Origin of the sequence: Rhodococcus sp. 15-649-2-2, assembly GCF_002258645.1 — a bacterium.
Lineage (GTDB): Bacteria > Actinomycetota > Actinomycetes > Mycobacteriales > Mycobacteriaceae > Rhodococcoides.
The window spans coordinates 483,025-508,321 of record NZ_NPFM01000031.1 but is presented as its reverse complement, the minus strand read 5'-3'; the positions used below and the strand labels follow the sequence as shown (position 1 = coordinate 508,321).

Annotated in this window: 27 protein-coding genes; 13 read left to right on the top strand and 14 right to left on the bottom strand. The window is 64.5% G+C overall.

The features are described from left to right. Positions 1–138: 138 nt before the first annotated feature. Entirely contained in the window at positions 139–960 is an 822-nt protein-coding gene (ppgK, locus tag CH305_RS23105) for a polyphosphate--glucose phosphotransferase (RefSeq protein WP_032403292.1), read from the bottom strand. A 257-nt stretch (positions 961–1,217) separates the two neighbouring features. On the opposite strand from ppgK, the gene CH305_RS23100 reads away from it, so the two are divergent. Beyond that, positions 1,218–2,060: an inositol monophosphatase family protein gene (locus CH305_RS23100; protein WP_094705288.1), complete on the top strand. Its 843-nt coding sequence runs from the start codon at positions 1,218–1,220 to the stop codon at positions 2,058–2,060. 15 nt (positions 2,061–2,075) lie between these two features. Here CH305_RS23100 and cei read toward each other — a convergent pair whose 3' ends face one another. After that, positions 2,076–2,756, bottom strand: a complete 681-nt coding sequence (gene cei / locus CH305_RS23095; RefSeq protein ID WP_094704966.1) for an envelope integrity protein Cei — start codon at positions 2,754–2,756, stop codon at positions 2,076–2,078. Between the two features lie 545 nt (positions 2,757–3,301). Between cei and CH305_RS23090 the strand changes: the two genes are divergently transcribed. Further along, on the top strand, positions 3,302–3,604 hold the full coding sequence (locus CH305_RS23090; protein ID WP_027496891.1) for a DUF4193 domain-containing protein: 303 nt from the start codon (positions 3,302–3,304) through the stop codon (positions 3,602–3,604). A gap of 72 nt (positions 3,605–3,676) precedes the next feature. Here CH305_RS23090 and CH305_RS23085 read toward each other — a convergent pair whose 3' ends face one another. After that, positions 3,677–4,147: a DUF3093 domain-containing protein gene (locus CH305_RS23085; protein ID WP_094705286.1), complete on the bottom strand. Its 471-nt coding sequence runs from the start codon at positions 4,145–4,147 to the stop codon at positions 3,677–3,679. Between the two features lie 163 nt (positions 4,148–4,310). On the opposite strand from CH305_RS23085, the gene dut reads away from it, so the two are divergent. Both dut and CH305_RS23075 read left to right on the top strand, forming a co-directional pair. Further along, positions 4,311–4,814: a dUTP diphosphatase gene (dut, locus tag CH305_RS23080; protein WP_094705284.1), complete on the top strand. Its 504-nt coding sequence runs from the start codon at positions 4,311–4,313 to the stop codon at positions 4,812–4,814. Between the two features lie 64 nt (positions 4,815–4,878). After that, a complete protein-coding gene (locus CH305_RS23075; RefSeq protein WP_037153123.1) occupies positions 4,879–5,706 on the top strand; it encodes a DUF3710 domain-containing protein in 828 nt (275 codons plus the stop codon). Here the strand turns inward: CH305_RS23075 and CH305_RS23070 are convergent. Next, the gene (locus CH305_RS23070) at positions 5,688–6,410 is read right to left on the bottom strand and encodes an alpha/beta fold hydrolase (protein ID WP_249305459.1); all 723 of its coding nucleotides are present in this window, start codon (positions 6,408–6,410) and stop codon (positions 5,688–5,690) included. The two genes, CH305_RS23075 and CH305_RS23070, sit on opposite strands and share 19 nt — an antisense overlap. A gap of 167 nt (positions 6,411–6,577) precedes the next feature. Here CH305_RS23070 and CH305_RS23065 point away from each other — a divergent pair, with 167 nt between their 5' ends. Next, positions 6,578–6,955 carry an OB-fold nucleic acid binding domain-containing protein gene (locus CH305_RS23065; RefSeq protein WP_032378440.1) on the top strand — a complete coding sequence of 126 codons (378 nt, stop codon included), beginning with the start codon at positions 6,578–6,580 and terminating at the stop codon, positions 6,953–6,955. Positions 6,956–7,067: 112 nt separating this feature from the next. Beyond that, complete coding sequence (locus tag CH305_RS23060) at positions 7,068–7,721, top strand: DUF3159 domain-containing protein (RefSeq protein ID WP_052058637.1); 654 nt, start codon at positions 7,068–7,070, stop codon at positions 7,719–7,721. Here CH305_RS23060 and CH305_RS23055 read toward each other — a convergent pair. Both CH305_RS23055 and CH305_RS23050 read right to left on the bottom strand, forming a co-directional pair. After that, entirely contained in the window at positions 7,695–8,354 is a 660-nt protein-coding gene (locus CH305_RS23055) for a TrkA family potassium uptake protein (RefSeq protein ID WP_032377739.1), read from the bottom strand. The genes CH305_RS23060 and CH305_RS23055 overlap by 27 nt on opposite strands. A 49-nt stretch (positions 8,355–8,403) precedes the next feature. Next, the gene (locus CH305_RS23050; protein WP_032403642.1) at positions 8,404–9,069 is read right to left on the bottom strand and encodes a TrkA family potassium uptake protein; all 666 of its coding nucleotides are present in this window, start codon (positions 9,067–9,069) and stop codon (positions 8,404–8,406) included. Between the two features lie 177 nt (positions 9,070–9,246). On the opposite strand from CH305_RS23050, the gene CH305_RS23045 reads away from it, so the two are divergent. Genes CH305_RS23045 through CH305_RS23035 form a run of 3 tightly spaced genes read left to right on the top strand, consistent with a single transcriptional unit; the run spans position 9,247 to position 13,552 of the window. Continuing rightward, a complete protein-coding gene (locus CH305_RS23045; protein ID WP_032403643.1) occupies positions 9,247–11,244 on the top strand; it encodes an APC family permease in 1,998 nt (665 codons plus the stop codon). Next, entirely contained in the window at positions 11,241–12,512 is a 1,272-nt protein-coding gene (locus tag CH305_RS23040) for a class I SAM-dependent RNA methyltransferase (protein ID WP_094610473.1), read from the top strand. The genes CH305_RS23045 and CH305_RS23040 overlap by 4 nt, the downstream gene beginning before the upstream one ends. Before the next feature lie 44 nt (positions 12,513–12,556). Further along, the gene (locus CH305_RS23035; protein ID WP_255182747.1) at positions 12,557–13,552 is read left to right on the top strand and encodes an iron-siderophore ABC transporter substrate-binding protein; all 996 of its coding nucleotides are present in this window, start codon (positions 12,557–12,559) and stop codon (positions 13,550–13,552) included. A gap of 4 nt (positions 13,553–13,556) precedes the next feature. Here the strand turns inward: CH305_RS23035 and CH305_RS29185 are convergent, their stop codons facing one another. After that, positions 13,557–13,709 carry a hypothetical protein gene (locus CH305_RS29185; protein ID WP_165430216.1) on the bottom strand — a complete coding sequence of 51 codons (153 nt, stop codon included), beginning with the start codon at positions 13,707–13,709 and terminating at the stop codon, positions 13,557–13,559. 25 nt (positions 13,710–13,734) lie between these two features. Here CH305_RS29185 and CH305_RS23030 point away from each other — a divergent pair, with 25 nt between their 5' ends. Further along, positions 13,735–14,256: a CGNR zinc finger domain-containing protein gene (locus CH305_RS23030; protein WP_176458323.1), complete on the top strand. Its 522-nt coding sequence runs from the start codon at positions 13,735–13,737 to the stop codon at positions 14,254–14,256. Between the two features lie 56 nt (positions 14,257–14,312). Here CH305_RS23030 and CH305_RS23025 read toward each other — a convergent pair whose 3' ends face one another. Then, the gene (locus CH305_RS23025; protein WP_037153133.1) at positions 14,313–15,152 is read right to left on the bottom strand and encodes an ABC transporter permease; all 840 of its coding nucleotides are present in this window, start codon (positions 15,150–15,152) and stop codon (positions 14,313–14,315) included. Next, entirely contained in the window at positions 15,149–16,138 is a 990-nt protein-coding gene (locus CH305_RS23020) for a daunorubicin resistance protein DrrA family ABC transporter ATP-binding protein (protein ID WP_032403644.1), read from the bottom strand. Before CH305_RS23020 ends, CH305_RS23025 begins: the two co-directional genes overlap by 4 nt. Before the next feature lie 245 nt (positions 16,139–16,383). On the opposite strand from CH305_RS23020, the gene CH305_RS23015 reads away from it, so the two are divergent. Next, positions 16,384–17,064, top strand: a complete 681-nt coding sequence (locus tag CH305_RS23015) for a sigma-70 family RNA polymerase sigma factor (protein WP_371828266.1) — start codon at positions 16,384–16,386, stop codon at positions 17,062–17,064. Further along, a complete protein-coding gene (locus tag CH305_RS23010) occupies positions 17,061–17,819 on the top strand; it encodes an anti-sigma factor domain-containing protein (protein ID WP_094704964.1) in 759 nt (252 codons plus the stop codon). Before CH305_RS23015 ends, CH305_RS23010 begins: the two co-directional genes overlap by 4 nt. A 38-nt stretch (positions 17,820–17,857) precedes the next feature. Here the strand turns inward: CH305_RS23010 and glsA are convergent, their stop codons facing one another. Further along, positions 17,858–19,684: a glutaminase A gene (glsA, locus tag CH305_RS23005; protein ID WP_094704963.1), complete on the bottom strand. Its 1,827-nt coding sequence runs from the start codon at positions 19,682–19,684 to the stop codon at positions 17,858–17,860. A gap of 180 nt (positions 19,685–19,864) precedes the next feature. Between glsA and dxs the strand changes: the two genes are divergently transcribed. Next, positions 19,865–21,745: a 1-deoxy-D-xylulose-5-phosphate synthase gene (dxs, locus tag CH305_RS23000; RefSeq protein ID WP_037153264.1), complete on the top strand. Its 1,881-nt coding sequence runs from the start codon at positions 19,865–19,867 to the stop codon at positions 21,743–21,745. A 14-nt stretch (positions 21,746–21,759) separates the two neighbouring features. Here the strand turns inward: dxs and CH305_RS22995 are convergent, their stop codons facing one another. The 4 genes from CH305_RS22995 to sigJ all read right to left on the bottom strand — a co-directional run bounded on the left by CH305_RS22995 (position 21,760) and on the right by sigJ (position 25,292). After that, positions 21,760–22,029, bottom strand: a complete 270-nt coding sequence (locus CH305_RS22995) for a YciI family protein (protein ID WP_032403302.1) — start codon at positions 22,027–22,029, stop codon at positions 21,760–21,762. A gap of 1 nt (position 22,030) precedes the next feature. Next, positions 22,031–23,428 (bottom strand): sugar porter family MFS transporter, encoded by a 1,398-nt coding sequence (locus CH305_RS22990; RefSeq protein WP_037153145.1) that lies wholly within the window; start codon positions 23,426–23,428, stop codon positions 22,031–22,033. A 161-nt stretch (positions 23,429–23,589) separates the two neighbouring features. Next, positions 23,590–24,336, bottom strand: coding sequence for an SDR family oxidoreductase (locus CH305_RS22985; protein ID WP_094704962.1), 747 nt, complete (start codon positions 24,334–24,336; stop codon positions 23,590–23,592). Between the two features lie 95 nt (positions 24,337–24,431). Then, entirely contained in the window at positions 24,432–25,292 is an 861-nt protein-coding gene (sigJ, locus tag CH305_RS22980; protein WP_094704961.1) for an RNA polymerase sigma factor SigJ, read from the bottom strand. Between the last annotated feature and the right edge of the window lie 5 nt (positions 25,293–25,297).

Sequence of the window (25,297 nt, the reverse complement as noted above, 5' to 3'; positions counted from 1 at the left end):
GTGCGGCGTCACGCCAGAGTTGTTTCCGGCGGAGAGGTCTTCGGATTCTGGCCGGCTGCGTACCGGCACACACCATTGTAACGACCTCTCAGGAGTTTGTTACCGACCCTCGTCCTACGCGGGTGGCGACGCCGCGTGTCAGTGGGCCGATCCAGCGGATGTGCCGGTTTCTGCGGACGGAACTGCGCTGTCCGCAGCGAGTGCGGCACCGACGATCCCGGCAGTGTTCAGCAGGGTTGCCGGCACCACGGGAGTGCGGTTCGTCAGGTGCGGAATCCACTTCTCGCTCTTACGACTGATCCCGCCCCCGGCAATGAACAGATCCGGCCACAGCAGCGCCTCGAACGTCTGCAGAACCTTCGAGACCTCCTTGGCCCACTCCTTGTACGACAACCCCTGATTCTCCTTCACCGACGACGCTGCACGGTGCTCGGCTTCCTTGCCGTCGATCTCCATGTGGCCGAATTCGGTGTTGGGCAGCAGCACCCCGTTGTGCAGCACTGCCGAGCCGATCCCGGTGCCGAACGTCAGTAGCACGACGACACCGTCCTTGCCTTTGCCACCGCCGTACTTGTCCTCGGCGATTCCGGCTGCATCGGCGTCGTTGAGGACGGTGATGTTCTCGGTTCCGATGGCCTTGGCGAACAATGCTCGGGCGTCGGTGTCGATCCAGGACTTGTCGATGTTGGCGGCCGAACGAGCCACGCCGTTGGTCACCACGGCGGGAAGTGTGACGCCTACCGGACCGGTCCACTCGAAGTGCGCGACGATCTCCGCGACGGTTCGCGCGACGGCATCCGGGGTGGACGGCTGAGGAGTCTCGATCTTGTAGCGGTCGCCCACGAGGTCCCCGGTGCCGAGGTCGACGATTCCGCCCTTGATGCCGCTGCCGCCGACGTCGACGCCGAATCCGTGGCGCGCTGCCCCGCCGGGGGTGTTGTCCGAACCTGCCTGTGTCATGTGGATGCCGCTCCTGGCCTGATCGAATCCGTGTGGTGCCGTCGCTTCCGAACAATAGTGCCGTTTCGGTGTTCGTGGAACGCCGAGTCGGCCCCGATGTGTTCGGTGAGTCGCTGCGGTGGTGCTCGGCCGTCGGTGTGTGTTGCGATGTACGTGTGCCGAAATCAGACGGATCGCAGAACGACACCGCCAGTACACAATTGCCCGGAACGCCGGTGCCGGCGGGAGGGTCGGACACCGAACCGAATACACGAGACGTGGACGTGCTGCGCGAGGTTGCCGAACGCGTCGCGACGCGTGCCGCCGAGCACGTGCGACTGCGGCGACCGCAGGTGTTCGGTGGCGGTTCGAGTGTCGATGACGACGCGGTGCAGTCCAAGAGCACGCCGACCGATCCGGTGACCGTCGTGGACACCGAAACCGAGCGCGTTCTGCGCGAGATGTTGGCGCAGCTGCGACCGTCGGATTCCATTCTCGGGGAAGAGGAAGGGAGCGAGAACGAGTCGCTCGACGGTGTGCGGTGGGTACTGGACCCGATCGACGGGACCGTGAATTTCATGTACGGAATCCCGGCCTACGCGGTGTCGGTTGCCGTTCAGATCGACGGTGTCAGTGTGGCGGGGGCTGTGGTCGACGTTGCTCGCGATCTCGTCTACTCCGCTGCGAAGGGCCGCGGTGCCACCGTACGAGGGGCCGACGGCATCGAGGAGCAACTGCGGTGCTCGGACGTCACCGAATTGTCGATGACGTTGCTGGCCACCGGATTCGGCTACGGGTCGGGTCGTCGAGCGGTACAGGGCGCGATCATCTCCGAATTGCTGCCTCAGGTACGAGACATCCGCCGGATCGGATCGGCAGCGCTCGACCTCTGCATGGTCGCGTCGGGAGCGGTCGACGCCCACTTCGAGCACGGGCTCAGTCCGTGGGACTGGGCCGCGGGTGCGCTCATCGCTACCGAGGCCGGAGCTGTGGTGCGGCTGCCTGCTGCGAACTCGACGAGTGCGCACGGCTCTGCGACCGTGGCTATGGCCCCCGGAATCTCGAACGCCTTCCTGGCCGCGTTGCGCAGCGCAGGCGCTCTCGATCCGATTCTTGGCTGACGAGTCGAGTCGACGTCAGCAACGCGATTCGCGCGCTGCGGCGAGTAGGTCGGCATCGAGCGGCTGCGGCGCAGCATCCGGCGCCGTACCGGCGAGCGTGCGCAGCACTTCTTCTGCGTCGTCGTTCGGCTGGATCGCGCTGAAGTAGGTACCGAGAGCGAGATCGACCGAGTCGTCGGTGCGGGAATCTTCGATGAGCTCGGCGCAGGGCGCGACGAGCCATACCGCGCTCGCTGCAGCGACCCCGGCTGCACCGAAGCGAATCTGGCCCTGGCACTGCATGTTCTGATCGACGTAGACCGGATCGTTGCCGACCTGGACGTCCGGTGCGCTTGCGAAACCGTAATCGATGAGCTGAGCCGCCACCAGAGCCGCCTGGCCGCGCTCACCGTTGGCGTTGAAGACACGCACCTTCGATGCGGACAGTGCCGCAGGCTCGACATCGAGCAGCGTGTCGGGGTCGACCTCGTCACCCAGCGGCACGGGCTGCGTGCCGTCGGTGGCGGCCGTGGTGGTCGGCGTGTTGCATTCGGCGGTTGCGGAGGTGGCCTCGGATGTGGTGAACACCTTGACCCAGACGACCACGCCGAGCAGCGCCAGCGCCGTGAACACGGCGAGAATGGGAAATGCCCGGCGGCGGCGGAACGGACGACCTCGATCGTCGGCCGAACGGCCTTCGGTGATCAGAGAAACCACAGTTGATCTTCGCCTTTCCTTCGGCTGGCGCCGAGACCGGTCACAGGGTCGGTTCACACCGACGCGGTGCCTACTGTAGATGCCCGCGGTGCCCGGCGGCGGCGCACTCGGGCCCGACCCTTCCCGGATGGGGGCGCGCCTCCCGTTTCGGAGCCGAAAACCCGCGCCGTGACGCCTTCGGTGGATCGTGGAATGAAGACGGCCGCCTCGGTGTTGTTGCGGCGTGCATGCAGGTAATGGACTCACCGGCGATTCGGTTTCGAGATTGTGACCGGCTTCGGCTATTGTCTGGCGGCCGCGGTGCTTCGAGAATCGGACGCCGGTGCACCATCGATCAGGTGAGCGAGGTCTCGATCGGGTTTCAACCGGCGAGTTTTGGGAACTACCCGGTGTAGTTTCGGGCACCGCGCGACGACGAACGATTCGAACAGGTACGAACAATCGGTGGGAGTGAGCAAGCGCCCTCTTCACAGCCGACGGCCACAAGCCGACCACAACGGCAGCTCCCACCACACACACGCACGAAGATGAGGGGTACGAGAACAATGGCAACCGACTACGACGCACCGAGAAGAACAGAATCCGACGACGTATCCGAGGATTCGCTCGAAGAATTGAAAGCTCGGCGCAACGAGGCCCAGTCCGCAGTGGTGGACGTGGACGAATCCGACACCGCGGAGTCGTTCGAGCTCCCGGGTGCAGACCTGTCCGGTGAGGAGCTCTCGGTTCGAGTGGTTCCCAAGCAGGCGGACGAGTTCACGTGCTCGAGCTGCTTCCTGGTTCATCACCGGAGCCGACTGGCCAGCGACGCCAACGGCGTACTGATGTGCCGCGACTGCGCGGCGTGATCTTCTCCGCACAGACCTGATCATCGGCTCGGGTCTGTGCGTCGGTTCCCCGACCGTCGGTCGGGTGCGAGGTCAGCGTGCCTCGACGCCTTGAGCGGACAGTACTGCCAGTAACGCGTCGGGACGTTTGGTGCTGATCAGCCAATACGGTGTTGGATCGTCGGGGTCGTCGAGAACCACGATCACCATCTGCTTCACCCAGGTGCGGTGCTGTACGAAAGCCAGCGGATCGAGCTGTCTGCCCAGCGCCGCACTTTTTGCTGTTCCGGGGACGATCGCTGCCTTGGCTGCCACAGCGAGCGGTAGGTGTGCTTTGCCCACGCGCAATTCGACGTCGGTCGAACCGGTTTCGGCCACTACCTCGACGCGCAGTCTGCTGAAGGCGAACAGTGCCCAGGCGACAAGCGGCAGCAACACGACGTACGGCAACCATGCCCGGATGCCCGGTGCGCCCATGTGAATCTCCGCCGCCAGCAACACCGCTACGGCGGCCCCCGCTGCCCACCACCAGAGCGGCACCCAGATCCGCTCCGAGTAGAGCACCGAGTCGGCGGACCCGGTGCTGGGAGTGGAGTTGCCGGACTCCGAGTTCGCGGGTTCGGTCTGTCGATCTGCAGTCACGAGCACCAGGGTAGTCGCCACACCGAGGCACGAGCAGGCCAGCGTAGTCTCGTTCGACGTGAGCGACGAAGTCCCCGAGACCGGCATGGATCCGTCTGCCGACCGAACCCCGAACTCTGTGTGGCCTGCATCTCCGCTGACCGAGGTGCGCGTCCGCCGACTCGACCCCGAGCTACCGATTCCCACCCGTGCGCACGAGGGTGACGCAGGCGTGGATCTGCGGATCACGGCACCTGTCACGATCGCGCCGGGCGAACGTGTGCTGGTGGGAACCGGTATCGCGGTCGCTCTTCCTCTGGGAACCGTCGGGCTGATTCATCCGAGGTCGGGCCTGGCGGCGAAATCGGGGCTGTCGGTCGTCAACACCCCGGGCACGATCGATGCCGGATATCGCGGCGAGATCAAGGTTTGTCTGATCAACCACGACCTGAATTCCCCGATCGTGCTCGACCGGGGCGACCGTATTGCGCAACTGGTCGTACAGCGGGTCGAGCTGGTGACGTTCGTCGAGGTCGACGAGTTGGACGACACCGTTCGAGGGGCCGGTGGTCACGGGTCGACCGGCGGCCATGCGAGTCTGAAGCAGTGAGTTCCGCCACGGCGTCGGTCGGTGGCAGGGACCGTGGAAGCAACCGAGAAGAAGAGAGCTGAACATGTTCGGACGGCGTAAGAAGAACGACGCCGGCAGTGCCTCCGCACCCGATGCGGAGGCATTCGTCGATGGAGTCGAGGACGAGGAGCCCACGGGCACCGGCGCCGACGGACCCCACGATCTGGAGGACCTGGACGACGATCGCGAGACTGTAGCGAAGACGCGTCTGGACCTCGGCTCGGTATTGATTCCGCTCCCGGAAGGCGGCCAGCTCCAGGTCGAGATGTCCCAGGCGGGCAGCCCTCAGGCAGTGCACATCGTCACCCAGTTCGGGCGCATCACCATCGCTGCGTACGCGGCACCGAAATCGCCCGGTCAGTGGCGCGAAGTGGCGGCAGACCTGGCGACATCGCTTCGCAACGACAAGGCCGAGACCACGGTCGAGACGGGTCCGTGGGGGCGTGAGCTGCACGGCGTCACAGCCAACGCCGATCTCCGTTTCATCGGAGTCGACGGCTATCGGTGGATGGTCCGATGCGTCCTGGCCGGGCCGTCGGGCGCCGTGGGCGAGGGGCAGCCGCTCGTCCAACTCGCACACACGATTCTTCGGCAGACCGTGGTCGACCGGGGGACCGATCCGCATCCCGTTCGAACGCCGCTGCCGGTGGTGTTGCCGCAGGTGCTCGCCGAGCAACTTGCTGCTGCCTCGCAACAGCAGGCGGCGGCGCAGCAATCGCCACAACCGCCGGCTCCGCAGGCTGAACCCGTTGCACCGCAACAGAATTCGGCATCTGAGCAGAATTCGGCACCGCAGTCGACTGCGGCCGAGCGCGATCGAGCGCCGCGACGCGGGGCATCGGGATCGGCAATTCAGCAACTGGGCGGTTGAGGCGACCCCAGGTCGAGACCGTCGACAACCGCACGGCCCAGACATCCTGCGTCGTTGCCGATCATGTCGAGCGTCACCGTTCTGAGTACGCAGTTCGGTAGCGCGCGCGCCCAGTTCCGCGCCACCTCGATCGGATGCACCGCGTCGTCCACCGCGCCGACGACGACGGTCGGCAGCTCGATCCGTGCGAGCTCGTCGAGCTCGAGACTCCGGTGTCGCGCTGCCTCGTCCAAGGCATCGGGAAGAGCCGGCCACTGAGAGGCCCAGGATCGCCGCAAGGTGCGAGCGAGCCATTCGGGGCTCGACGACGACATGGCCGTAGTGACGTCATCGAGCCCCACCTCGCGCAGCGATCGAGCGGTGAACTGGGCGCTGAGGGCCGCGGGAGTGCCCGTCGGGTCACCGGTCCATGCCGGTAGAGCGAGCGCCAACGCTGCAGTGCTCGACGCGTTGTCGGCGGCCCATCGTGCTGCGACCGCGGCACCGAGGGAGATTCCTGCCACGACGATTCGGCCGTGCCTGCGCGTTGCGGTGTTCAGCGCGCCGACGTAGCTCTCGACGACGCCGGTCGGATCGGGTTCGACTGCGATGGTGGTCAATCCCACACCGGCGAACGCTGCCGAGAATGCGTCTTCGGCAAACCGGGCGTCCGATCCCGTGCCAGGTAGAACGACCGCGGTGAGGGTGTCGAATCGGCTGTGCACGACACGATTGTGCACGGCTTCGGTTCCGGGCGGGGCGGTGGTTGGTCAGTGTGACACTTCGGGTCTACAGTGGCGAAGTACCCGCCCTGACGAGGCAAACCCCCACGTCGCCGCAGTTGCTTCCGAGAATGAAGCCTGCGGAACGACTCATACCGCTGGAGCGCACAATGGCACCCGCTGCCGCAGGATACTTTCGCCGGTTGACGCGAAAGTTGACCGAGGACATCGATCAGCTCGACGCCGAGGAGATGGCCGAATCTTCCGAAGCGTCCGGTGCCCGACGCGCATGCGATTGCTCGCGCGGCGAGGAGGTCACGATGTTGGGTCGGTTGCGCAGCGTGGAAGCGTGTTCGAAGGCTGCCAACGCGAACATCGAAGCAGAGTTCTTCGACGGCACCGACACGGTGACGCTCGTGTGGATCGGTCGGCGGAAGATCGCCGGTATCGAGCCGGGCAAGACCGTTCTCGTTCGTGGACGCGTCGGCGAACGCGACGGACGCAAGATCGTCTACAACCCCTACTACGAACTGCGCGACGACAGCTGACCGTCGCGGGTATGGCACTCTCGTTGTCGTGACCAACAGCGACGATGCCGTGCCGCCCCCCACGACGCCGGAACCTGCGACCGATGCGCCCACACCGGACAGTGTCGAGAAGGTGGCTCCCACCGTTCTCGAACAGCTCGGTGGTCTGAGCGGGCTCGTCTATTCCACGTTGCCGGTCATCGTTTTCGTTCCGGCCAACAGTTTCTTCGGCCTGGCCGTCGCCCTGTGGTCCGCACTCGGCGTGGCCGCTGCGGTTCTGGTGTGGCGTCTGGTTCAGCGCAGTCCCATTCAGCCTGCGATTTCGGGATTCTTCGGTGTCGGTATCTGCGCGTTCATCGCGTACCGCACCGGGGATGCCAAAGGCTACTTCCTGTTCGGCATCTACACCTCGCTGGTCTACGGCGGAGCGTTCGTGTTGTCGGTACTCGCGCGCTGGCCGCTGGTCGGAGTCATCTGGGGTTACCTCAACGGCAAGGGAACGGCGTGGCGTCACAACCGATCGGCCGTGCGCTTCTACGACGTGGCGACGATCGCATGGGCGGCAGTGTTCGCCGCCAGGTACGTCGTCCAGTCGCAGCTCTACGACTCGGATCAGACCGGCTGGCTGGCCGTTGCACGAATCGGCATGGGTTGGCCGCTCACCGGCGTGGCGCTACTGGTCACGCTCTGGGCCGTGCGTCGGGCCGATCACACGCTGGAGGTCGCGTCGAGTGCGGATCGGACCGACGGAGCATTGCCGTCAGATCAGGCCGACCGCAGCTCGTAGTTCGTTCTCTACTTCTTTCGCCGCGACGAACAGTAGTTCGTCGCCGCCCTCGAGCGGATCGTCGTGCTGCGGCACGATCACTCGGCCGCCGCGCAGAATCGTCACCAGGGCGGCGTCCCTGGGCAATTGAAGCTTTCGGACCGGCTTTCCCGCGAGTGGAGTGTTCTCGGGCAGCGTGATCTCGACGAGGTTGGCCTGGCCTTTGCGGAACGTCATCAGATGGACGAGGTCCCCGACCGAGACCGCCTCTTCTACCAACGACGCGAGCATGCGCGGCGTCGATACCGCGACGTCGACACCCCACGCGGAGTCGAACAGCCACTCGTTACGTGGGTCGTTGACTCGGGCCACCACACGATCGACACCGAATTCGGTTTTGGCCAGGAGACTGAGCACCAGGTTGGCCTTGTCGTCGCCGGTGGCGGCGATCACCACGTCGTAGTTTTCGAGATGAGCAGCTTCGAGCAGGCTGAGCTCGCATGCGTCGGCCAGCACCCATTCGGCTTCCGGCACCGCGGCCTGATCGACGTGGTCGAGCTTGCGTTCGAGGAGCATCACGTCGTGTTCGCTGCGGATCAGCTCACGTGCGATGGATCTGCCGACTGCGCCGGCACCGGCGATGGCGACTTTCATGGCTTCCCGTTCGGGTCGATGGGGGAGGTGGGGAACGTGCGGTCGTGCATCAGTCGTCCGACGGAGGGGGGTTGCCCGCCAGCGCGATGGCTTCGGCGACGGTGCCCGAGACGGCGGCGACGTACACCTCGTCGCCGGCCTGGATCACGGTGCGTTTGTCCGGTAGCAACCCGACGCCGAATCGGATGACGAAGGCCGCCCGCGAACGTGTCGCCTCTTCGAGGACCGAGAGCTTCTTGCCGATCCAGGCATCGTTGAAGTCGAGCAGGACGACGGCCACGCTGCCGGACGGATCGCGCCATTTGGTGGTCGGATCGTCACGTAGCAGGTTGTGCAGAAATCGGTCGGTCGCCCAGGGGACCGTGGCCACGGTCGGGATACCGAGGCGTTCGTAGACGGCGGCGCGTTTGGCGTCGTAGATTCTCGCCACCACTTTGTCGACTCCGAAGGTCTCGCGTGCGACGCGGGCAGAGATGATGTTGGAGTTGTCGCCGGAGGAGACGGCGGCGAATGCCTCGGCCTTCTCGATTCCCGCACTCACCAACACATCTCGGTCGAATCCCATGCCGACGACACGGTGTCCGCCGAAGTCGGGATCGAGGCGCAGAAAGGCTGCCTCGTCGCGATCGATGATCGCTACCTCGTGGCCGATGCGTTCGAGCGCACCGGCCAGCGATGCGCCGACGCGGCCACATCCCATCACAACTACGTACAACGCCCAGCTCCGTCCCGATCTCGATTGTCGACCACTGCCGGACCGACACTGCCACTACGGGCAGGCGTGCACCAACGTATCGGGGATTCGTCTCCGGGATCGACCGAGGGTGGGCTCCGACGCAGTTTCAGGCGCGTGGTTGAGACGTCCGCAGGCGGACGGCCTACGCTTCTGTCCGTGTCCAAGGTCTCGACTGCCGCCAAGCGGCTAGTGCTCGGTAAGCCGTTCCGTAGCGACAAGCTCGGTCATACATTGCTTCCCAAGCGAATCGCGTTGCCGGTGTTCGCCTCGGACGCCATGTCGTCGGTGGCCTATGCCCCCGAGGAGATCTTCCTGGTGCTGTCGGTGGCGGGTATTTCGGCGCTCACGTTCACTCCGTGGATCGGTCTCGCCGTGTGCGTGGTGATGGCCGTGGTGGTGGCCAGCTACCGGCAGAACGTGCACGCCTACCCGTCCGGCGGCGGTGACTACGAGGTGGCGACCACCAATCTCGGGCCGGCCGCCGGTCTGACGGTCGGCAGCGCGCTGCTGGTCGACTACGTCCTGACCGTGGCGGTGTCGATCTCGGCGGCCGCGTCGAACATCGGGTCGGCGGTGCCCTTCGTAGCCCAACACAAAGTGCTCTTCGCCGTGGTGGCCATCGTCTTCATCACCTCGATCAACCTGCGGGGCATCCGGGAGTCCGGGGCTGCGTTCGCGATCCCGACCTACGCCTTCATGGGTGGCATGTTCCTGATGTTGGCGTACGGCCTGTTCCGGGTCTACGTGCTCGGCGACGACATTCATGCAGAATCGGCAACCTTCGATCTGAAGGCAGAGGATTCGCACCTGTACGGAATTGCCTTCGCGTTCCTCATCGCGCGCGCCTTCTCGTCCGGTTGTGCGGCGCTGACCGGGGTGGAGGCCATCAGCAACGGTGTGCCCGCATTCGAGAAGCCGAAGTCGCGTAACGCTGCGACCACACTGTTGCTGCTCGGTGCCATCGGCATCACATTGCTGATGGGCATCATCGTGCTCGCACAGAAGATCGGCATCAAGTACGCCATGGATCCCGATATTCAGCTGATCGGTGCGCCGGAGGGGTACCAGCAGAAGACGTTGATCGCGCAGCTCGCGGAGGCGGTGTTCAGCGGGTTCCCCGTCGGCTTCTTCTTCATCACGACCGTCACGGCCCTCATCCTGGTACTTGCGGCCAACACTGCGTTCAACGGTTTTCCCGTTCTCGGTTCGGTTCTGGCCCAGGACCGGTACCTACCGAGGCAGCTGCACACTCGCGGTGACCGTCTTGCCTTCAGCAACGGCATCCTCTTTCTCTCCGGCGCTGCGATCGTCTTCGTCGTCGTGTTCGGTGCCGAGGTCACCAAGCTCATTCAGCTCTACATCGTCGGGGTGTTCGTCTCCTTCACGCTGAGCCAGACCGGCATGATCCGACACTGGACCCGGTTGCTCCGATCCGAGACCGACGGCGAGCAGCGCCGCAAGATGCAGCGTTCGCGAGTGGTCAACAGTGTCGGTCTTGCGATGACGGCCACGGTGCTCGTGATCGTGTTGATCACCAAGTTCGCCGCAGGCGCTTGGATCGCGATCGTCGCCATGGTGGCGATCTTCATCCTGATGCGGATGATCAGGAAGCACTACGACACCGTGGCGCGCGAGCTCGAGAACGAGGAATGGGACGGAGTGCTGCCCAGCCGAACGCACTCCATCGTGTTGGTGTCGAAACTGCACATGCCGACGCTGCGCGCGTTGGCATATGCGCGGGCGACCAGGCCCGACACCCTCGAAGCAGTGACCGTCAACGTCGACGAGGCCGACACCCGCGCGCTGGTGCGCGAATGGGAGGCCAGCGACGTGTCGGTGCCGCTCAAGGTCGTCGAGTCGCCCTATCGAGAGGTGACCAAGCCGGTTCTGGACTACGTCAAGCGTGTTCGACGCGACTCACCGCGTGACGTCGTCACCGTGTTCATCCCCGAATACGTCGTGGGCCACTGGTGGGAGCAGGTTCTGCACAACCAGAGCGCGTTACGACTGAAGTCCCGACTGCTGTTTCAACCGGGAGTGATGGTCACCAGCGTGCCCTGGCAGTTGCGGTCGTCCGAGAAGGCCAAGCGCGAGGTGCTCGGCAACGCACCGGGTGCGTCGCGTCGCGGCTACGAGCCCCCGGCGGGCAAGTGACCGAGAGCTGGTTCGGCCTTCTGCTCGAGGTCGAACTCGGTGCGCCGGGACACGGTGGCTTCTGTGTGGCGCGCCACGAAGGACGAGTCGTGTTCGTGCGTCACGGGCTGCCCGGCGAGCGGGTGGTGGCCCGGGTGACAGAGGACCGAGGCGGATCGTTCTGCCGAGCCGATGCCGTGGAGATCCTGTCGGCGTCCGTGGACCGGGTGGACACGCGGTGTCCCATCGCCGGGCCGGGCGGCTCCGGATGCTGCGATTACTCCCACACGACCGCCGATGCAGGTCGTCGATTGAAGTCGTTCGTCGTCGCCGAGCAACTTCGACGCGTCGCTGGAGTCGAGCGTGAGGTGCGCGTCGAGGAATTACCGGGAACCGGCGACGGCACCGGGTGGCGAACCCGCGTTCGACTCGCCGTCGATTCCAGCGGGCGTCCCGGCTACCACCGCTATCGCAGTAGCTCGATCGTCAACGAATTATCTTGTCCGCAAATGGATTCCGTAGCGTTCGAGGGATTGTCGGACCAGCAGTGGCGGCCGGGTGCCGAACTGCAAGTGGTGCTCGACGGAGCCGGTACGCGGCACGTCGTGGAGATCGCTCCGGCTCAGCTGTCGACTACCGGGCGCAGATCTCCGGGTCGACGCGGGGCATCGGCCCGTCGGGCAGCGTCGTCTCGGGCGCGGGCGGAGAAGGCCGTGATCGGGTCGGGTCGGGTGACGGAATACGTCTCGGGCAGGGCCTGGACCCTCGACGCCACCGGCTTCTGGCAAGCCCATCGAGGTGCTGCCCAGGTCTACACCGACGTGGTGACGGAATGGGCGGACGCGTCCCCGGGTGACGGCGCGTGGGATCTGTACGGCGGTGTCGGGGTGTTCGCGGCATCTCTCGCCGCCGGGGTAGGGCCGGAAGGACACGTGACCAGCGTCGAGTTCTCCCGCCGCGCGGCCGAGGACGGGCGTTCGGCGCTGGCCGACCTCGCTCAGGTCTCATTCGTGCCGGGACGCGTCGAGCGTTCGATGGATGCGTTGGCCGAGCCGGTGGCGGTAGTGGTGCTCGATCCACCTCGCGCAGGAGCCGGACGCGACGTGATCGACGCCCTCGCCGCCCGAGGTCCTCGTTCGGTGGTGCATGTCGGCTGTGATCCCGCGTCGTTCGCGCGAGATGTGAGTCTTTACCAGGCTGCGGGATACGAGCTCACCGACATGCGCGCCTTCGACGCGTTTCCTCTGACCAGTCACGTGGAGTGCATCGGACGCCTCGTTAGAAAGTAGGGTTGGCTTACCAAAGGAATCGCAGGTGTCGTAGCGTCTCCGGTGTGAGAATTCGCAGCTCGATTGTCGCAGGCCTCGTCCTGGTCTTGTCCGTGACGGCCGTCGTGTCGTGTAGCTCGGGCTCGGGCGAGACACCCGACCCGTCAGGCGAGTCGGGTGGGTCCGGAGCGGCGTTCCCCGCCACGGTCGAGACGAAGTTCGGCGCGGTGACCATCGACAGTGCACCGCAGCGCGTCGTGGCGCTCGGGTGGGGCGACGCCGAAACTGCGTTGGCGCTGGGAGTCTCACCGGTCGGTGCGAGCGATTGGTTGGCGTTCGGCGGTGACGGCGTCGGCCCCTGGGCCACTGGTCTCTACGACGCACCGCCGCAGATCATCGGAACCCAGGAGCCGTCCTACGAACAGGTCGCGGCACTGGCACCGGATCTGATTCTGGATACGAAGAGCTCAGGTGACCCCGAACGATTTGCGACGTTGTCGGCCATCGCGCCTACCGTCGGTGTGCCCGAGGGGTCGGACAACTATCTGACCTCGCTCGAGCAGCAGGTCACCATGGTGGCGGCCGCTCTCGGTCGGCATGAGGACGGCGAGGCTCTGCTGGTCGGGATCTCCGATCGTTTTCGAGCCGCTGCTGCTGCCCATCCCGAGTTCGTCGACAAAACGGTCGTCGTGGGTGCTTACAGCGGTACCGGGTTCGGAGCGTACATCTCGTCCAACAGTCGTCTCGAGTTCATGAAGAAGCTCGGGTTCGTGACCAGCCCGACGATCGATGCGCTGGTGCCGAAAGGGTTTTCGGTTCCGGTGTCGGGGGAGGAGCTCGATCTCCTCGATGCCGATCTGCTCGTGGTGTTTCCGATCGAGAAGTCGCCGTCGGAGGTGACCGACAATCCCTTGTTCCAACGGATTCCGGCGGTGGCGGATGGACGGTCCATCGTGTTCGACGACCCAGTTGTCGCGAAGTCCTACTCGACCAACTCGGCACTGTCGATCGGTTATGCCCTGGACACCGTGGTGCCCGAGGTGGCTCGCACCCTGCAGTGATCGGTCAGGCGCGACGAGCAACCTCGGCGAGTGGGGCGAAGGTCTCGGTGGGTACCGACACGATGCGTTGGGCTCCGCAGGGGCAGCCCTGGTATCCGACGAGCCCCTCGCTCGTGTGGTGGGTGGAATGAGTTGTCCAGGTGTGTTCGGTGTGCATACACCCACTGTGATGTAATGGTCTTGTGCATATCAACCCTTACGGTGAATACGCGGTGAAACTCGGCATCGGTCTGCTCAATACGCCGCCCACCTCGGCGACCGAACTGAGCGAGCGCTGCATCGATGCCGGCCTGGTTCCCGATTGGACGGCCACCGATGCCGATCTGACCGACACACTCGACTTCCTGGATCAGTGGGCGCGTGTCGTGGACGCCGACACCGAGAACGAGCGGGCCCAGGCGCTCAACATCCTGTTGGCTCGAGCGGCGGCGTACCCGAGGTTGACCGACCACGCAGGGGACGGGTGGCACATGCACTATCGCGATCCCGATATCGCCCTGGGCGGCGTCATCCGGGCTCTGGTGAGCGTCGGCACCGCGTTGCATCTGACGGGACGCGGCATGTCCCGCCTTGCTCGCTGCGCTGCGGCCGACTGCTCGCTCGCTTTTGCGGACACGTCGCGAACCGGCACGCAGCGATACTGCGGAACGGTGTGTTCCAATCGCGACGCGGTGCGCCGGCATCGAGCGCGCGCAGCGTCCTGATGGGCAGCGTCCCGATGAGCAGAGATATCGAACTGCCGTGGTATCGAACTGCGGCGCTAGGACTTTCGGTTGTACAGCCGCATCGTGATCGGTCCGAACACCGCCAGTAGAACAACACACAGCACCAGCGTCACTCCCAACTGGCCGGTGTCGACGTCGCCCTGCATCAGACCGCGGAGAGACGTCACCAAGAAGCTGACCGGGTTGACGTCGACGAAGGCACGCAGCCAACCGGGCATGGTGTTGGGGTCGACGAAGATGTTGCTCGCGAATGTCAGCGGGAACAGGATGAACATCGACACACCCATTACTGCGGCCTCGGTGCGCACGATCATGGCGATCATCGTCCAGATCCAGGAAAGGCAGAACGAAAACACCAGCAGCAGAACTATCGAAGCCACGACGCCGACGAGGCCACCCTGCGGTCTGAACCCGAGGACCAAGCCCAGAATCAGCACGATCACCGACGCGAGCGTGTAGCGGACCACGTCTCCGAGCAGCGCGCCGACCAACGGCGACGGACGCCAGATGGGCAGCGACCGAAAACGATCGAACACCCCCTTCTCGATGTCCTTGTTCATCGTCACACCCGTGTACATCGTGATCATCACCACGGTCTGCACCAGAATGCCCGGAAGCAGAAACTGGATGTACGCGTCGGTCGACCCGGCCAGTGCGCCGCCGAACAAGTACGTGAACAGCAGCGTGAACATGATCGGGAAGGCCGTCACGTCGAACAGTTGCTCGGGCACGTGCTTGATCTTGAGCAGCGCCCGCCACCCGAAACTCAACGACGTGGACAGCGACGAGGGCCGCGGGGGACGAGGTCCGGCAGCGCCGAGCACATCGATGATGGTCGAGGCCTGCGGCGTCGACTGTTGGGCTTCGGCAGTCATGACGCCACCTCTCGGTCGGATGCGGACAAGTCGGTCGTTCCTGCAGGCTCCACTCCCGCCTCATGCCCTGTCAGCGCCAGGAACACCTCGTCCAAGCTCGGCTGGCCGAGGGTGAAGGACGCGATCGAGATTCCCGCTGTCTCGAGTGCGGGCAGCACGGGCGCGGCCTGTGCCGGGTTGTCGAGACGCGCCGTGACGGTCGACGGATCCGGATCCTCCGTGACAGTGCCGCCGAGCAGATCGTGCAGGATCCGCGCAGCCGCAGTTCGTTGCGCCGCGTCGAGAACCCGGAGGTGCAACGAGTTCGATCCCACCGATGCTTTCAACTCGCCCGTCGTACCTTCCGCGATGACTTTGCCGTGGTCGATAACCGCGACACGCCCGGCCAATTGATCGGCTTCGTCGAGATACTGGGTTGTCAGAAGCACTGTCGTCCCGCCCGCCACCAAGGCACGGATGATCTCCCACACATGGTTTCGGCTGCGCGGATCGAGTCCGGTGGTGGGTTCGTCCAGAAAGATCAGCTCGGGAGTGACGATGATGCTGGCGGCGATGTCGATACGTCGGCGCATTCCGCCGGAGTAAGTCTTGACCTGCCTCGGCCCGGCGTCGGCGATGTCGAACGCGGCGAGCAACTGCTCGGACCGCGACCGGGCAGCGGGCCGTGAGTAGCCGAGCAATCGGGCAAGCAGAACCAGATTTTCCGTACCGGTCAGATCCTCGTCCAACGAGGCGAATTGGCCTGTCAGAGCGACCTTCTGCCGGACGGCCTCGGGTTCGCTCGCCACATCGTGCCCCAACACGCGTGCGCTACCCCCGTCGATCGGTAGCAGGGTGGCCAGCATTCTGATGGTTGTGGTCTTGCCTGCACCGTTGGGCCCGAGGACGCCGTAGACCCCACCGGACGGGATGGACAGATCGACGCCGTCGACAGCGATGTTCGCCCCGAATCGTTTGACCAGACCGTGTGTCTCGATGGCCGCCATGTGTCTCGACTCCTCCAGTGGGCCGATCGCCCGATTACCCACGATTGTCCGATTCTCCACCAAGGATGAATCCTGGTCCAGCTCGGTGCAAACGAATTTGCGAACCCGAACCATCCTCCGGCCGGTTTGTTCCGAATATGTACCGCGGCGGGAAAACGCGGAGGTTTCGATATGAGAGCACTATGACCACTAGTGTCGTGTTCGATGAACTCGATCATGAACCCGTCTGTTGGGACGACCTTTCGATGAGCGCGCCGTTGTCCGGACCGTCGGATGCCGGCCGTGACCAGGCGCCCGACGCTGCCGAGGGCTACACGGACGACAGCGCGGTCTGCGCTGTCCCCAGCCCACAGTTGAAGAATTTGCGAGCAGAAGAGACCGACCGTCTTCGGCGGCTCATGGCATCGGTTGCACAGGGCGATCGGGCGGCATTCGCAGAGCTGTACGACGCCACGTCGGCTCGCGTCTACGGCATGGTGCTGCGAGTGCTTCGCGACCCGGGATACAGCGAGGAGACTGCGCAGGAGGTGTTCCTCCAGATCTGGCGCGCTGCACCGAACTACGACCCGAATCAGGGGAGCCCGCTCGCCTGGATCATGACGCTGGCTCACCGCCGCGCCGTCGATCGTGTTCGCAGCGAGCAGTCGGGTACCGATCGTGAGGCGGCGTACGGCGCAGTGAGCCACACGCCCGAGCACGACGAAGTGCTCGAGACGGTGACTCAGAGGCTCGAATCGGAGGCCGTGGTGGCCTGTCTCGAAACCTTGACCGATACGCAGAGCGAGTCGGTACGAATGGCTTACTACAGCGGTTACACCTATCGCGAAGTTGCGGAGCGGCTCGGGGTCGCCGTTCCTACCATCAAATCGCGCATACGAGACGGATTGATCAAATTGAAGACATGCCTGGGGGTGATCCCGCAATGAGCGAATCGTCACGGCAACGTCTGCTCGACGACGCCGAGGTCTACGCCCTTCACGCGACGACCGAATCCGAACGACGCGACATAGAGACCGAACGGCTACGCGTGGACGACACCGCGCGGGCTCAGTTCGACGTCCTCGTGACCGAGATTCAGGAGACTCTGGCGTTGGCCGCAGCGGTCGACGCGACACCTGCTCCCGACCGACTGCGCGGGGCGGTACTCGATCGGGTCGCCTCGAGCGACCAGGAGCCAACGGTTCGGAAGCTACCTCCGAATGTGACTCCGCTGCACCGGCATCGGCGTGAGCGCTCGAAATCCTGGCGCTACTCGATGCTGTCGGCCGCTGCAGCGGTGATCGTCGCCGTCGGTGGCGTGGTGGTCGTCACGCAGACGATGGGCAACGATCCCCAGCCGTCGCAGGCGGACCAGATCGTCGCTGCACCGGATGCTCGGCAGACCTCGGCCGAGTTCCCCGGTGGGGGTTCGGCAACGGTCGCTTACTCACTGTCGCAGAACGCTGTCGTGGTTTCTCTCGACGGGGTTCCGCAGCCGCCGCCAGGCCGCGTCTATCAGATGTGGTTCGTCGAGGGTTCGCCTCGATCGGCCGGCGTCGTGAGCGAGGATCAGCTCACGTCGGAATCGGGCACGGTGGTCGACGGCCTCGGCGCATCGACGAACTTCGCGTTCTCCCTCGAGCCCGCTGGTGGGTCGCCGCAGCCCACCGAGGTGCTCACGATGCTGACGTTGGGTGCCTGACAGATTCACGTTCGCCTCGGGCGGTTCGGCCATCGGTGTCAGATGCCGATGTCGAACCGCCCGAGCGTTCTGATCACCGCGGCCATCTGGCCGTACGCGCCGGTCGCCAGATTCTCCAAGAGGGCAAGCTTGACCTCGGGTGCGTCCCGAGTCAGCGCCTCGAAGTGCGGTACCGACACCACCACGAGGTCGACCGGTGTGTCCGCCACCATGTCGAGCAGAAACGGCACTGCCATCAACAGCGGCATCTCGCCGAAGCTCATCCCGGGCGACAGAGTCGTGATCCGATGCGTACCGCCGTCGGCCGACACGGTCGTCGACGTCACCTCGCCGCGCAGCACGAGAAACAGGCCTGCGGCCGCGTCGCCGCGATGCACGATGATGTCTCCGCGCGCGTAATGCCGCTTCTCGAGATAGGGGCTCACCGCCTCGTACTGGGCGGCCGACAGTCCTGCGAGCAACGGGTGCTCGGCTGCTGTGATCTCGGTGGGCTGTCGCAGACCTGCACAATGTCGATCGAGCAGAAGATTCTCGGCCCACTGGATGGCCGACCCCAGGCTCGAATAGACACGACCCGCCGGATCGGCCGGGTCGAGACTCGAGGTGGTGTGTCCCATGATCGCCCTGGGGTCCACCAGGCACACCACACAGCCGTGTTCGGCCAGATCCCGGCGAAGATCCTCGAACATGCTGCGAGCGATGGCACTGACCTCGTCGACGCCGCGGACGTCGATGACGAGTGCGTCCAGCTCTCGATCCAGATTTCCGATCTCACGGACTGCGGTCTCGGCACCGGAGAACAGCAGGTCACCGTGCAATTCGTACACTCGCGCGCGATCTCCCACCGCGGCCAGGGTGGCCTGTTCGACGTCGGAGCGCCTTTTGCGTGACGGTGCCTCGGTGAGCACGTATCGACGCCGGATCGAGGACTTCGCCGCTCGTGTGACGTGTAGGAAGTGCAGTTCGAGCCGGCTCGACAGTTCTCGGCATGCGGCGACCCCGCGCACGCTGTTTCCATGGGAATCGAGCCGCGGCGAGTAGACGGCGATCCCCATCTGGCCGGGCAGTACCGCGAGAATCCCGCCACCGACTCCGCTCTTGGCCGGCATTCCCACCTGTGCCACCCAATCGCCTGCGCCGTCGTACATCCCGCACGTGGTCATCACCGACAACACTCGTTCGACCAGAGCAGGTGCCAGCGCGCGTTCTCTGGTGCGTGGATTGACACCGTTGTTGGCCATGGTTGCCGCCATCATTGCGAGGTCCGCCGCGGTGACATCTATCGAGCACTGACGAAAGTACAGATCGACGGCGGCGTCCGGGTCCTGCTCGATGATGTCGAACGAACGGAGCATGTATCCGATCGCGCGGTTCCGGTTACCGGTGCGAGCCTCCGAACGGTAGACGGCATCGTTGAAGGTCAGAGACCTGCCTGCATATCGTGAGTAGGAGGCCCGTATTCGCTCGAATCGATCCTGCGGAGTACGGCCGGCGATGAGAGATGCCGATGTGATCGCACCGGCGTTGATCATCGGGTTGCGTGGCCGCTCGGTGACCGGGTCGAGGCTGATCTCGTTGAACGGCTCACCGGACGGCTCGATATCGATCTTGTTCGCGACGGCATCGAGTCCGCGATCGGCCAGAGCCAGCGCGTAGGTCAAGGGCTTGGAGATCGATTGGATCGTGAAAGGTAGTCGGGTGTCGCCGACCTCGTAGACGTAACCGTCGGTGGTAGTGAGTGCTATTCCGAAGCCGTCCGGCGTGACAGCGGCAAGCTCTGGAATGTAGTCGGCCACCTGTCCGGTCGTGTCGTCTCGGCACAGTTCGTGAACGCGGCACAGGATGGCATCGACGACGTTGCTCATGGGCGTCACTGTATGTGTGGTGTCCGATTCGCCCACCGTCGAGGTTAGGGGCGGCTGATCCAGGGCACACCGACGGGCGACGGTAGTGTCACCGACACCACGCTGGGCGGAGCAGCGCGAGCACAGCGACTCCGTAGACTGAATTGTCCAGTGTTTTTCCGGCCGGAGGGAGCGATCTCGTTGGGTGTCCTAGCGCGAATTCAGACGCCCGAGGACTTGCGCGACCTCGGTAGCGCGGAGCTGGCCGAATTGGCTCGCGAGATCCGTGCGTTTCTCGTCGAGAAGGTATCGGCCACCGGGGGCCACCTCGGTCCCAACCTCGGCGTGGTGGAGCTGACTCTGGCGATCCACCGCATCTTCGATTCACCACGTGACCCCGTCATCTTCGACACGGGCCACCAGGCCTACGTGCACAAGATGCTGACCGGTCGTACCGGCTTGTTCGACACGCTGCGCAAACAGGGCGGCCTCTCGGGCTATCCGTCCCGGGTCGAGAGCGAACACGATTGGGTGGAGTCCTCGCACGCGTCGGCCTCGCTGTCCTACGCCGACGGCTTGGCGAAGGCGTTCGCGCTCAAGGGCGAGACCGATCGGCACGTCGTTGCCGTCGTCGGCGATGGTGCGCTCACCGGCGGCATGTGCTGGGAAGCACTCAACAACATCGCGGCCGGCCGCGACCGATCCTTGATCATCGTGGTCAACGACAACGGACGCTCGTACGCCCCGACCATCGGCGGCCTGGCCGATCATCTGGCGGCGCTGCGCCTCCAGCCCGAGTACGAGAAGATCCTCGACAACGGGCGCCGCATCGTCCGCAAGATCCCCGTCGTCGGGCCCACGGCCTACCGGATGCTCCACGGCATGAAGGCCGGCGTGAAAGACGCCATCAGTCCGCAGGTGATGTTCACCGATCTCGGCATCAAATATCTGGGACCGGTCGACGGCCACGATCAGCATGCGATGGAATCGGCACTGCGCCGGGCCAAGGCTTACGGCGGACCGGTCATCGTGCACGCAGTGACGCGCAAGGGCATGGGCTACGTCCACGCCGAGAACGACGTCGCAGACCAGATGCATGCCACCGGTGTCATCGATCCGGCAACCGGACTCGCTCGGTCGAAGTCGGCACCGGACTGGACCTCGGTGTTCTCGGCGGCATTGATCGAGCAGGGCGAACAGAACGACGACGTCGTCGCGATCACCGCTGCGATGGCCGCGCCCACTGGTCTCGCGGCGTTCGGGGTTCGCTTTCCCGATCGGCTTTTCGACGTCGGTATCGCCGAGCAGCATGCGATGACGTCGGCGGCCGGTTTGGCTCTCGGGGGCATGCATCCGGTGGTCGCCATCTACTCGACCTTCCTCAACCGCGCGTTCGATCAGTTGCTGATGGACGTGGCGTTGCTCGGGCTGCCGGTCACGGTGGTTCTGGATCGCGCGGGCGTCACCGGTGCGGACGGTGCCAGTCACAACGGCATGTGGGACATGTCGCTGCTCGGCATCGTCCCGGGGATGAAGGTGGCGGCACCTCGCGATGCCGACACTCTGCGGGAGGAGTTGGCCGAGGCAATTGCAACGTCCGACGGGCCTACTGCACTGCGCTTCCCGAAGGGAGCGGTGACCGAGACCGTATCGGCGGTGCGCCGACTGGACGGAATCGTCGACGTGCTCGCCGAGCCGGCCGATGCCACGGGCGATGTGCTGATCGTCGCGGTCGGTGTGTTCGGTTCACTTGCCCTCGACGCAGCGAAAAAACTTCGACACGACGGCATCTCGGTGGCCGTCGTCGATCCGCGATGGGTGCTCCCGATTCCCGAGTCCTTGCTGAAGTTGGCCGAGGACTACCGGTTGGTGGTGACCATCGAGGACAGCGGTGTGCACGGCGGAATCGGCTCGACTCTGTCGGCCGCGTTGCGCGCGGCAGGCGTCGATACACCATGTCGCGATCTCGGTGTGCCACAACGATTCCTGGATCACGCGTCGCGTGAGCAGCTGCACCACGAACTCGGCCTCACCTGCGAGGACGTCGTGCAGCGGGTCTCGGACTGGGCCAAGAGCCTCTGATCGCCGGCGACGGGCTATGCGCCCGTCGCCCACTCGCTGACCCGAACTCGGTCGATCAGATGGGCCGTTGCGAACGGGTCATGTGAGAACATGCGTTCCACACTTTCCTTGTCCACACCTTCGACGATCATCGTTGCGCCGCTGTGATCGGCGAGCGGGCTCGACGACCTGAGGATCTTGCGACGCTCCAATTCCCGCAACCACGCGCGATGATCGGTCCGGTGATCGTCACGGCCGGAGGATGTTTCGGGTGAGTACGCGTACTCGACGACGAACATCGGCATGTCAGATCACCATGTCCTCGAGCTCCATACCCTTGGTCTCCTTGATCTTGTACTTGACGAAGAAGAACGACAGGATCGCAAAGAACGCGAAGAACGAATAGATGAATCCCAGTCCGATGGTGTCGGACAGTGGCGGGAATGCAAGGGTGATGGCGAAATTCGCGACCCAGTTCGCCGCGGTACTGATGCCGAGTGCGACCGCACGCATTCGGTTGGGGAACATTTCTCCGAGCATCACCCACATGATCGGTCCCCAGGTAGCGGCAAAGAAGACGACGAACAGATTGGCACCCACCAGCGCGACGGGACCCCATGGCGACGGCAACTCCAGTTGGTCGCCGCTGCCCACTGCCTGAGTGAACGAGACGGCCGCGAGTACCAGGCCGACGAACATTCCGATCGAGCCGATCATGAGCAGATTTCGACGTCCGAATCGATCGACGAACAAGATGGCGACGAATGTCATCGAAACGTTGATGATCGAGGTGATGACCGAGGTGACGAACGACTGGTTCTCGCTGAATCCGACCGACTTCCACAGTGTCGTCGAGTAGTAGAAGATGGCGTTGATTCCGACGAACTGTTGCAGGATCGCCATCGTGATGCCGACCCAGACAATGGGTTGCAAACCGAATTTCGGTCCACGAATGTCGCCGAACGACGACGTGGACTCCCGGCGCAAGGTCAGACGGATTTCCTTGACTCGCTCGTTCGGGTTCACTTCTCCGGAGATCTCACCGAGAATGCGAGCCGCTTCCTCGTCGAGGTGTTTGCCGACGAGGTATCTCGGTGACTCCGGAATCAGTGTGGCGAGAAAGCCGTAGACGAGAGCAGGTGCCACGCCGACGAGGAACATCCATCGCCAGGCTTCCAGACCGAACCACAGATCGTTGGACGGCCCGCCGGCCGCGTTCTGCAGTACCGCGTCCGAGAGGAGCGCGGCGAAGATGCCGACGGTGATTGCCAGCTGTTGCAACGATGCCAATCCGCCTCGATAGCGAGCCGGCGCGATTTCCGAGATGTACGCCGGTGCGATCACCGACGCGATGCCGATGCCGAGTCCGCCGATCACTCGCCAGAGCATCAGATCCGGGACGCTGAAGGCGAACCCGGAGCCCACGGACGAAATCGTGAACAGTGCGGAACCGAGCAACATCACCTTCTTGCGGCCCCAGCTGTCGGCGAGGCGGCCGGCGAACCAGGCACCGACCGCACAGCCGAGAAGCGCGATCGCTACCGCGAAACCGGTGACGAACGACGACAGTGCGAAGTTTTCCTGGATGGAATCGACCGCGCCGTTGACAACGGACGAGTCGAACCCGAACAGGAAGCCGCCGACGGCAGCGGCAATGGTGACTCCGATAACTTTGGCGGTGTACCGATCGGTTGATTGCGTCATCGCGTGACCCAGCTTTCGAGGTGAACCAGCGTCCATGGTGGTCGTTCGTCATCATCGTCCTCGCGCTCGAGACATGGGAGCGAAATGAGCTTCCGTTTCGACTCCGGACGGTTTCGGCCCATAAAAAGGGTGAAATGTCCGATATTCGGCAAAGATGCGGCTCAGCCCGTCCGGACGGCCAACCATTGATCGAAGGTCTGTCGACCGTGATCCGAATCGGTTGTGGTGACCAGCGTTCCGTCTCGCATTGCGCGACCGTATGCGCCGGGAATCGGAATCTCGAGCACCAGGCCTCGGGCACCGACGGCCCGGGCGTCGCGCCGCACCATCTCGGCCATGCGTTCTTCACGTGGTCCACCGAGGTCTGCGACTCGGCCGGCCGGGGGCTGCTCTGCCAGGTCGATCAACCGTTCGGCCACCTCTCGTGCGGCGATCGGTTGCGAGACCATCTTCGGGATGACGCTCACCGGACCGAACGACATCTGTGCGCGGATCTGGCCGGCGAATTCGTGGAACTGGGTGGCTCGAAGAATCGTCCACGGCACGGTTCCGGCGCGAACAATCCTTTCCTGCTCCACTTTTCCGGCGTAGTACGCGTGCGGGGCTCGGTCGATTCCCACAATGGACAGCGCCAGGTGATGACCGACACCGGCCTCGGTCTCGGCCGTCAGTAGGTTGCGGGTGACGGTGGAGAAGAACGCCGTCGATTCTTTTGCCGAGATCGTCTGTGTCGACGCGACGTCGATCACCGCCTCGATGCCGGACAATGCGTCGGACAGTCCTGAGCCGCTCACGAGATCTATGCCCGCCGATCGCGACAGCACGACCACGTCGTGTCCGCGTTCACGAGCGACCTCGACGACATGCACTCCGACGGTTCCTGTTCCACCCGCTACGGCTAGCTTCATCGCGTCTCCACCTGTTCATCGATCGAGTGTCGGACCTGCCGAGTGGCGGGTCTCGACTGTATGACGATGCAGCCTCGGAGAATGTATGGCGGGGGTCAGGTCCAGTGTCGGAGTTTGTCCGGATTGAGCACGATCCAGATGTCGGCCACCACCCGGTCCGTAGTGTCGAACCCGACGACGCCGAACACGCCGCCGCCGCGTCGGATCACGATGCCGGACAGGCCGTTGACGGACTCGATGCACCATTCCAGGTCGGTGGACTTGGCGGTGATGCCGCGGACGAAACGAGCGACTCGGTCGGAGCCCACAACAGGATTGCGGGCGGCCGAGACTCGCCCGCCTCCGTCGCTGATCAGGGTGACATCGGGGGCAAGCAACGAGACGAGCGTGGCAAGGTCTCCGTCTCCCGAGGCCATCGCGAAGGCGCGGACGACGCGATCGTGCTCGATGGGGTCGGCGGAGGTGAGGTGGCGGCCGTGCACGTGTTGTCGAGCGGCTGTCGCGAGCTGGCGGCACGCAGCAGGGGAGCGGTCGAGTACGGCCGCGATGTCGTCGAACGGAACTGCGAACGCATCGTGCAGGACGAATGCGACTCGCTGCGCTGGACCGAGCGATTCGAGAACGACGAGTAAGGCTAGATTCACCGAATCCTGTTGTGCGATTTGGTCGGCAGGGTCAGCGGCCGTCGAATTCACCGAGTGCAGACCGGAAACTGGTTCCGGCAACCACTGGCCGACGTAGCTCTCGCGGCGAACGCGGGCCGAGCCGAGCATGTCGAGACAGATCCGGCCGACGACGCGGGTGAGCCACGCGGCGGGAACGTCGATGGCGTCGCGTTCGGCATCGGTGAGTCGGTACCACCGGACCATGGCCTCGGAAGCAGCGTCTTCGGCGTCGCTGTAGGACCCCAACATTCGATAGCCGATGCCGATCAGCCGACTGCGTTCGTTGTTCATCGGAT

Excerpts from the sequence above, each read along its gene's own strand:
- CH305_RS23065 (WP_032378440.1), top strand. The coding sequence starts at position 6,578 with ATGGCACCCGCTGCCGCAGGATACTTTCGCCGGTTGACGCGAAAGTTG.
- CH305_RS23090 (WP_027496891.1), top strand. The coding sequence starts at position 3,302 with ATGGCAACCGACTACGACGCACCGAGAAGAACAGAATCCGACGACGTA.
- CH305_RS23020 (WP_032403644.1), bottom strand. The coding sequence starts at position 16,138 with ATGGCGGCCATCGAGACACACGGTCTGGTCAAACGATTCGGGGCGAAC.
- dut (WP_094705284.1), top strand. The coding sequence starts at position 4,311 with ATGGATCCGTCTGCCGACCGAACCCCGAACTCTGTGTGGCCTGCATCT.
- CH305_RS22995 (WP_032403302.1), bottom strand. The coding sequence starts at position 22,029 with ATGCCGATGTTCGTCGTCGAGTACGCGTACTCACCCGAAACATCCTCC.
- CH305_RS23075 (WP_037153123.1), top strand. The coding sequence starts at position 4,879 with ATGTTCGGACGGCGTAAGAAGAACGACGCCGGCAGTGCCTCCGCACCC.
- CH305_RS23025 (WP_037153133.1), bottom strand. The coding sequence starts at position 15,152 with ATGACTGCCGAAGCCCAACAGTCGACGCCGCAGGCCTCGACCATCATC.
- CH305_RS23015 (WP_371828266.1), top strand. The coding sequence starts at position 16,384 with ATGAGCGCGCCGTTGTCCGGACCGTCGGATGCCGGCCGTGACCAGGCG.
- CH305_RS22990 (WP_037153145.1), bottom strand. The coding sequence starts at position 23,428 with ATGACGCAATCAACCGATCGGTACACCGCCAAAGTTATCGGAGTCACC.
- glsA (WP_094704963.1), bottom strand. The coding sequence starts at position 19,684 with ATGAGCAACGTCGTCGATGCCATCCTGTGCCGCGTTCACGAACTGTGC.
- CH305_RS23010 (WP_094704964.1), top strand. The coding sequence starts at position 17,061 with ATGAGCGAATCGTCACGGCAACGTCTGCTCGACGACGCCGAGGTCTAC.
- sigJ (WP_094704961.1), bottom strand. The coding sequence starts at position 25,292 with ATGAACAACGAACGCAGTCGGCTGATCGGCATCGGCTATCGAATGTTG.
- CH305_RS22985 (WP_094704962.1), bottom strand. The coding sequence starts at position 24,336 with ATGAAGCTAGCCGTAGCGGGTGGAACAGGAACCGTCGGAGTGCATGTC.
- ppgK (WP_032403292.1), bottom strand. The coding sequence starts at position 960 with ATGACACAGGCAGGTTCGGACAACACCCCCGGCGGGGCAGCGCGCCAC.
- CH305_RS29185 (WP_165430216.1), bottom strand. The coding sequence starts at position 13,709 with ATGCACACCGAACACACCTGGACAACTCATTCCACCCACCACACGAGC.
- CH305_RS23055 (WP_032377739.1), bottom strand. The coding sequence starts at position 8,354 with ATGAAAGTCGCCATCGCCGGTGCCGGCGCAGTCGGCAGATCCATCGCA.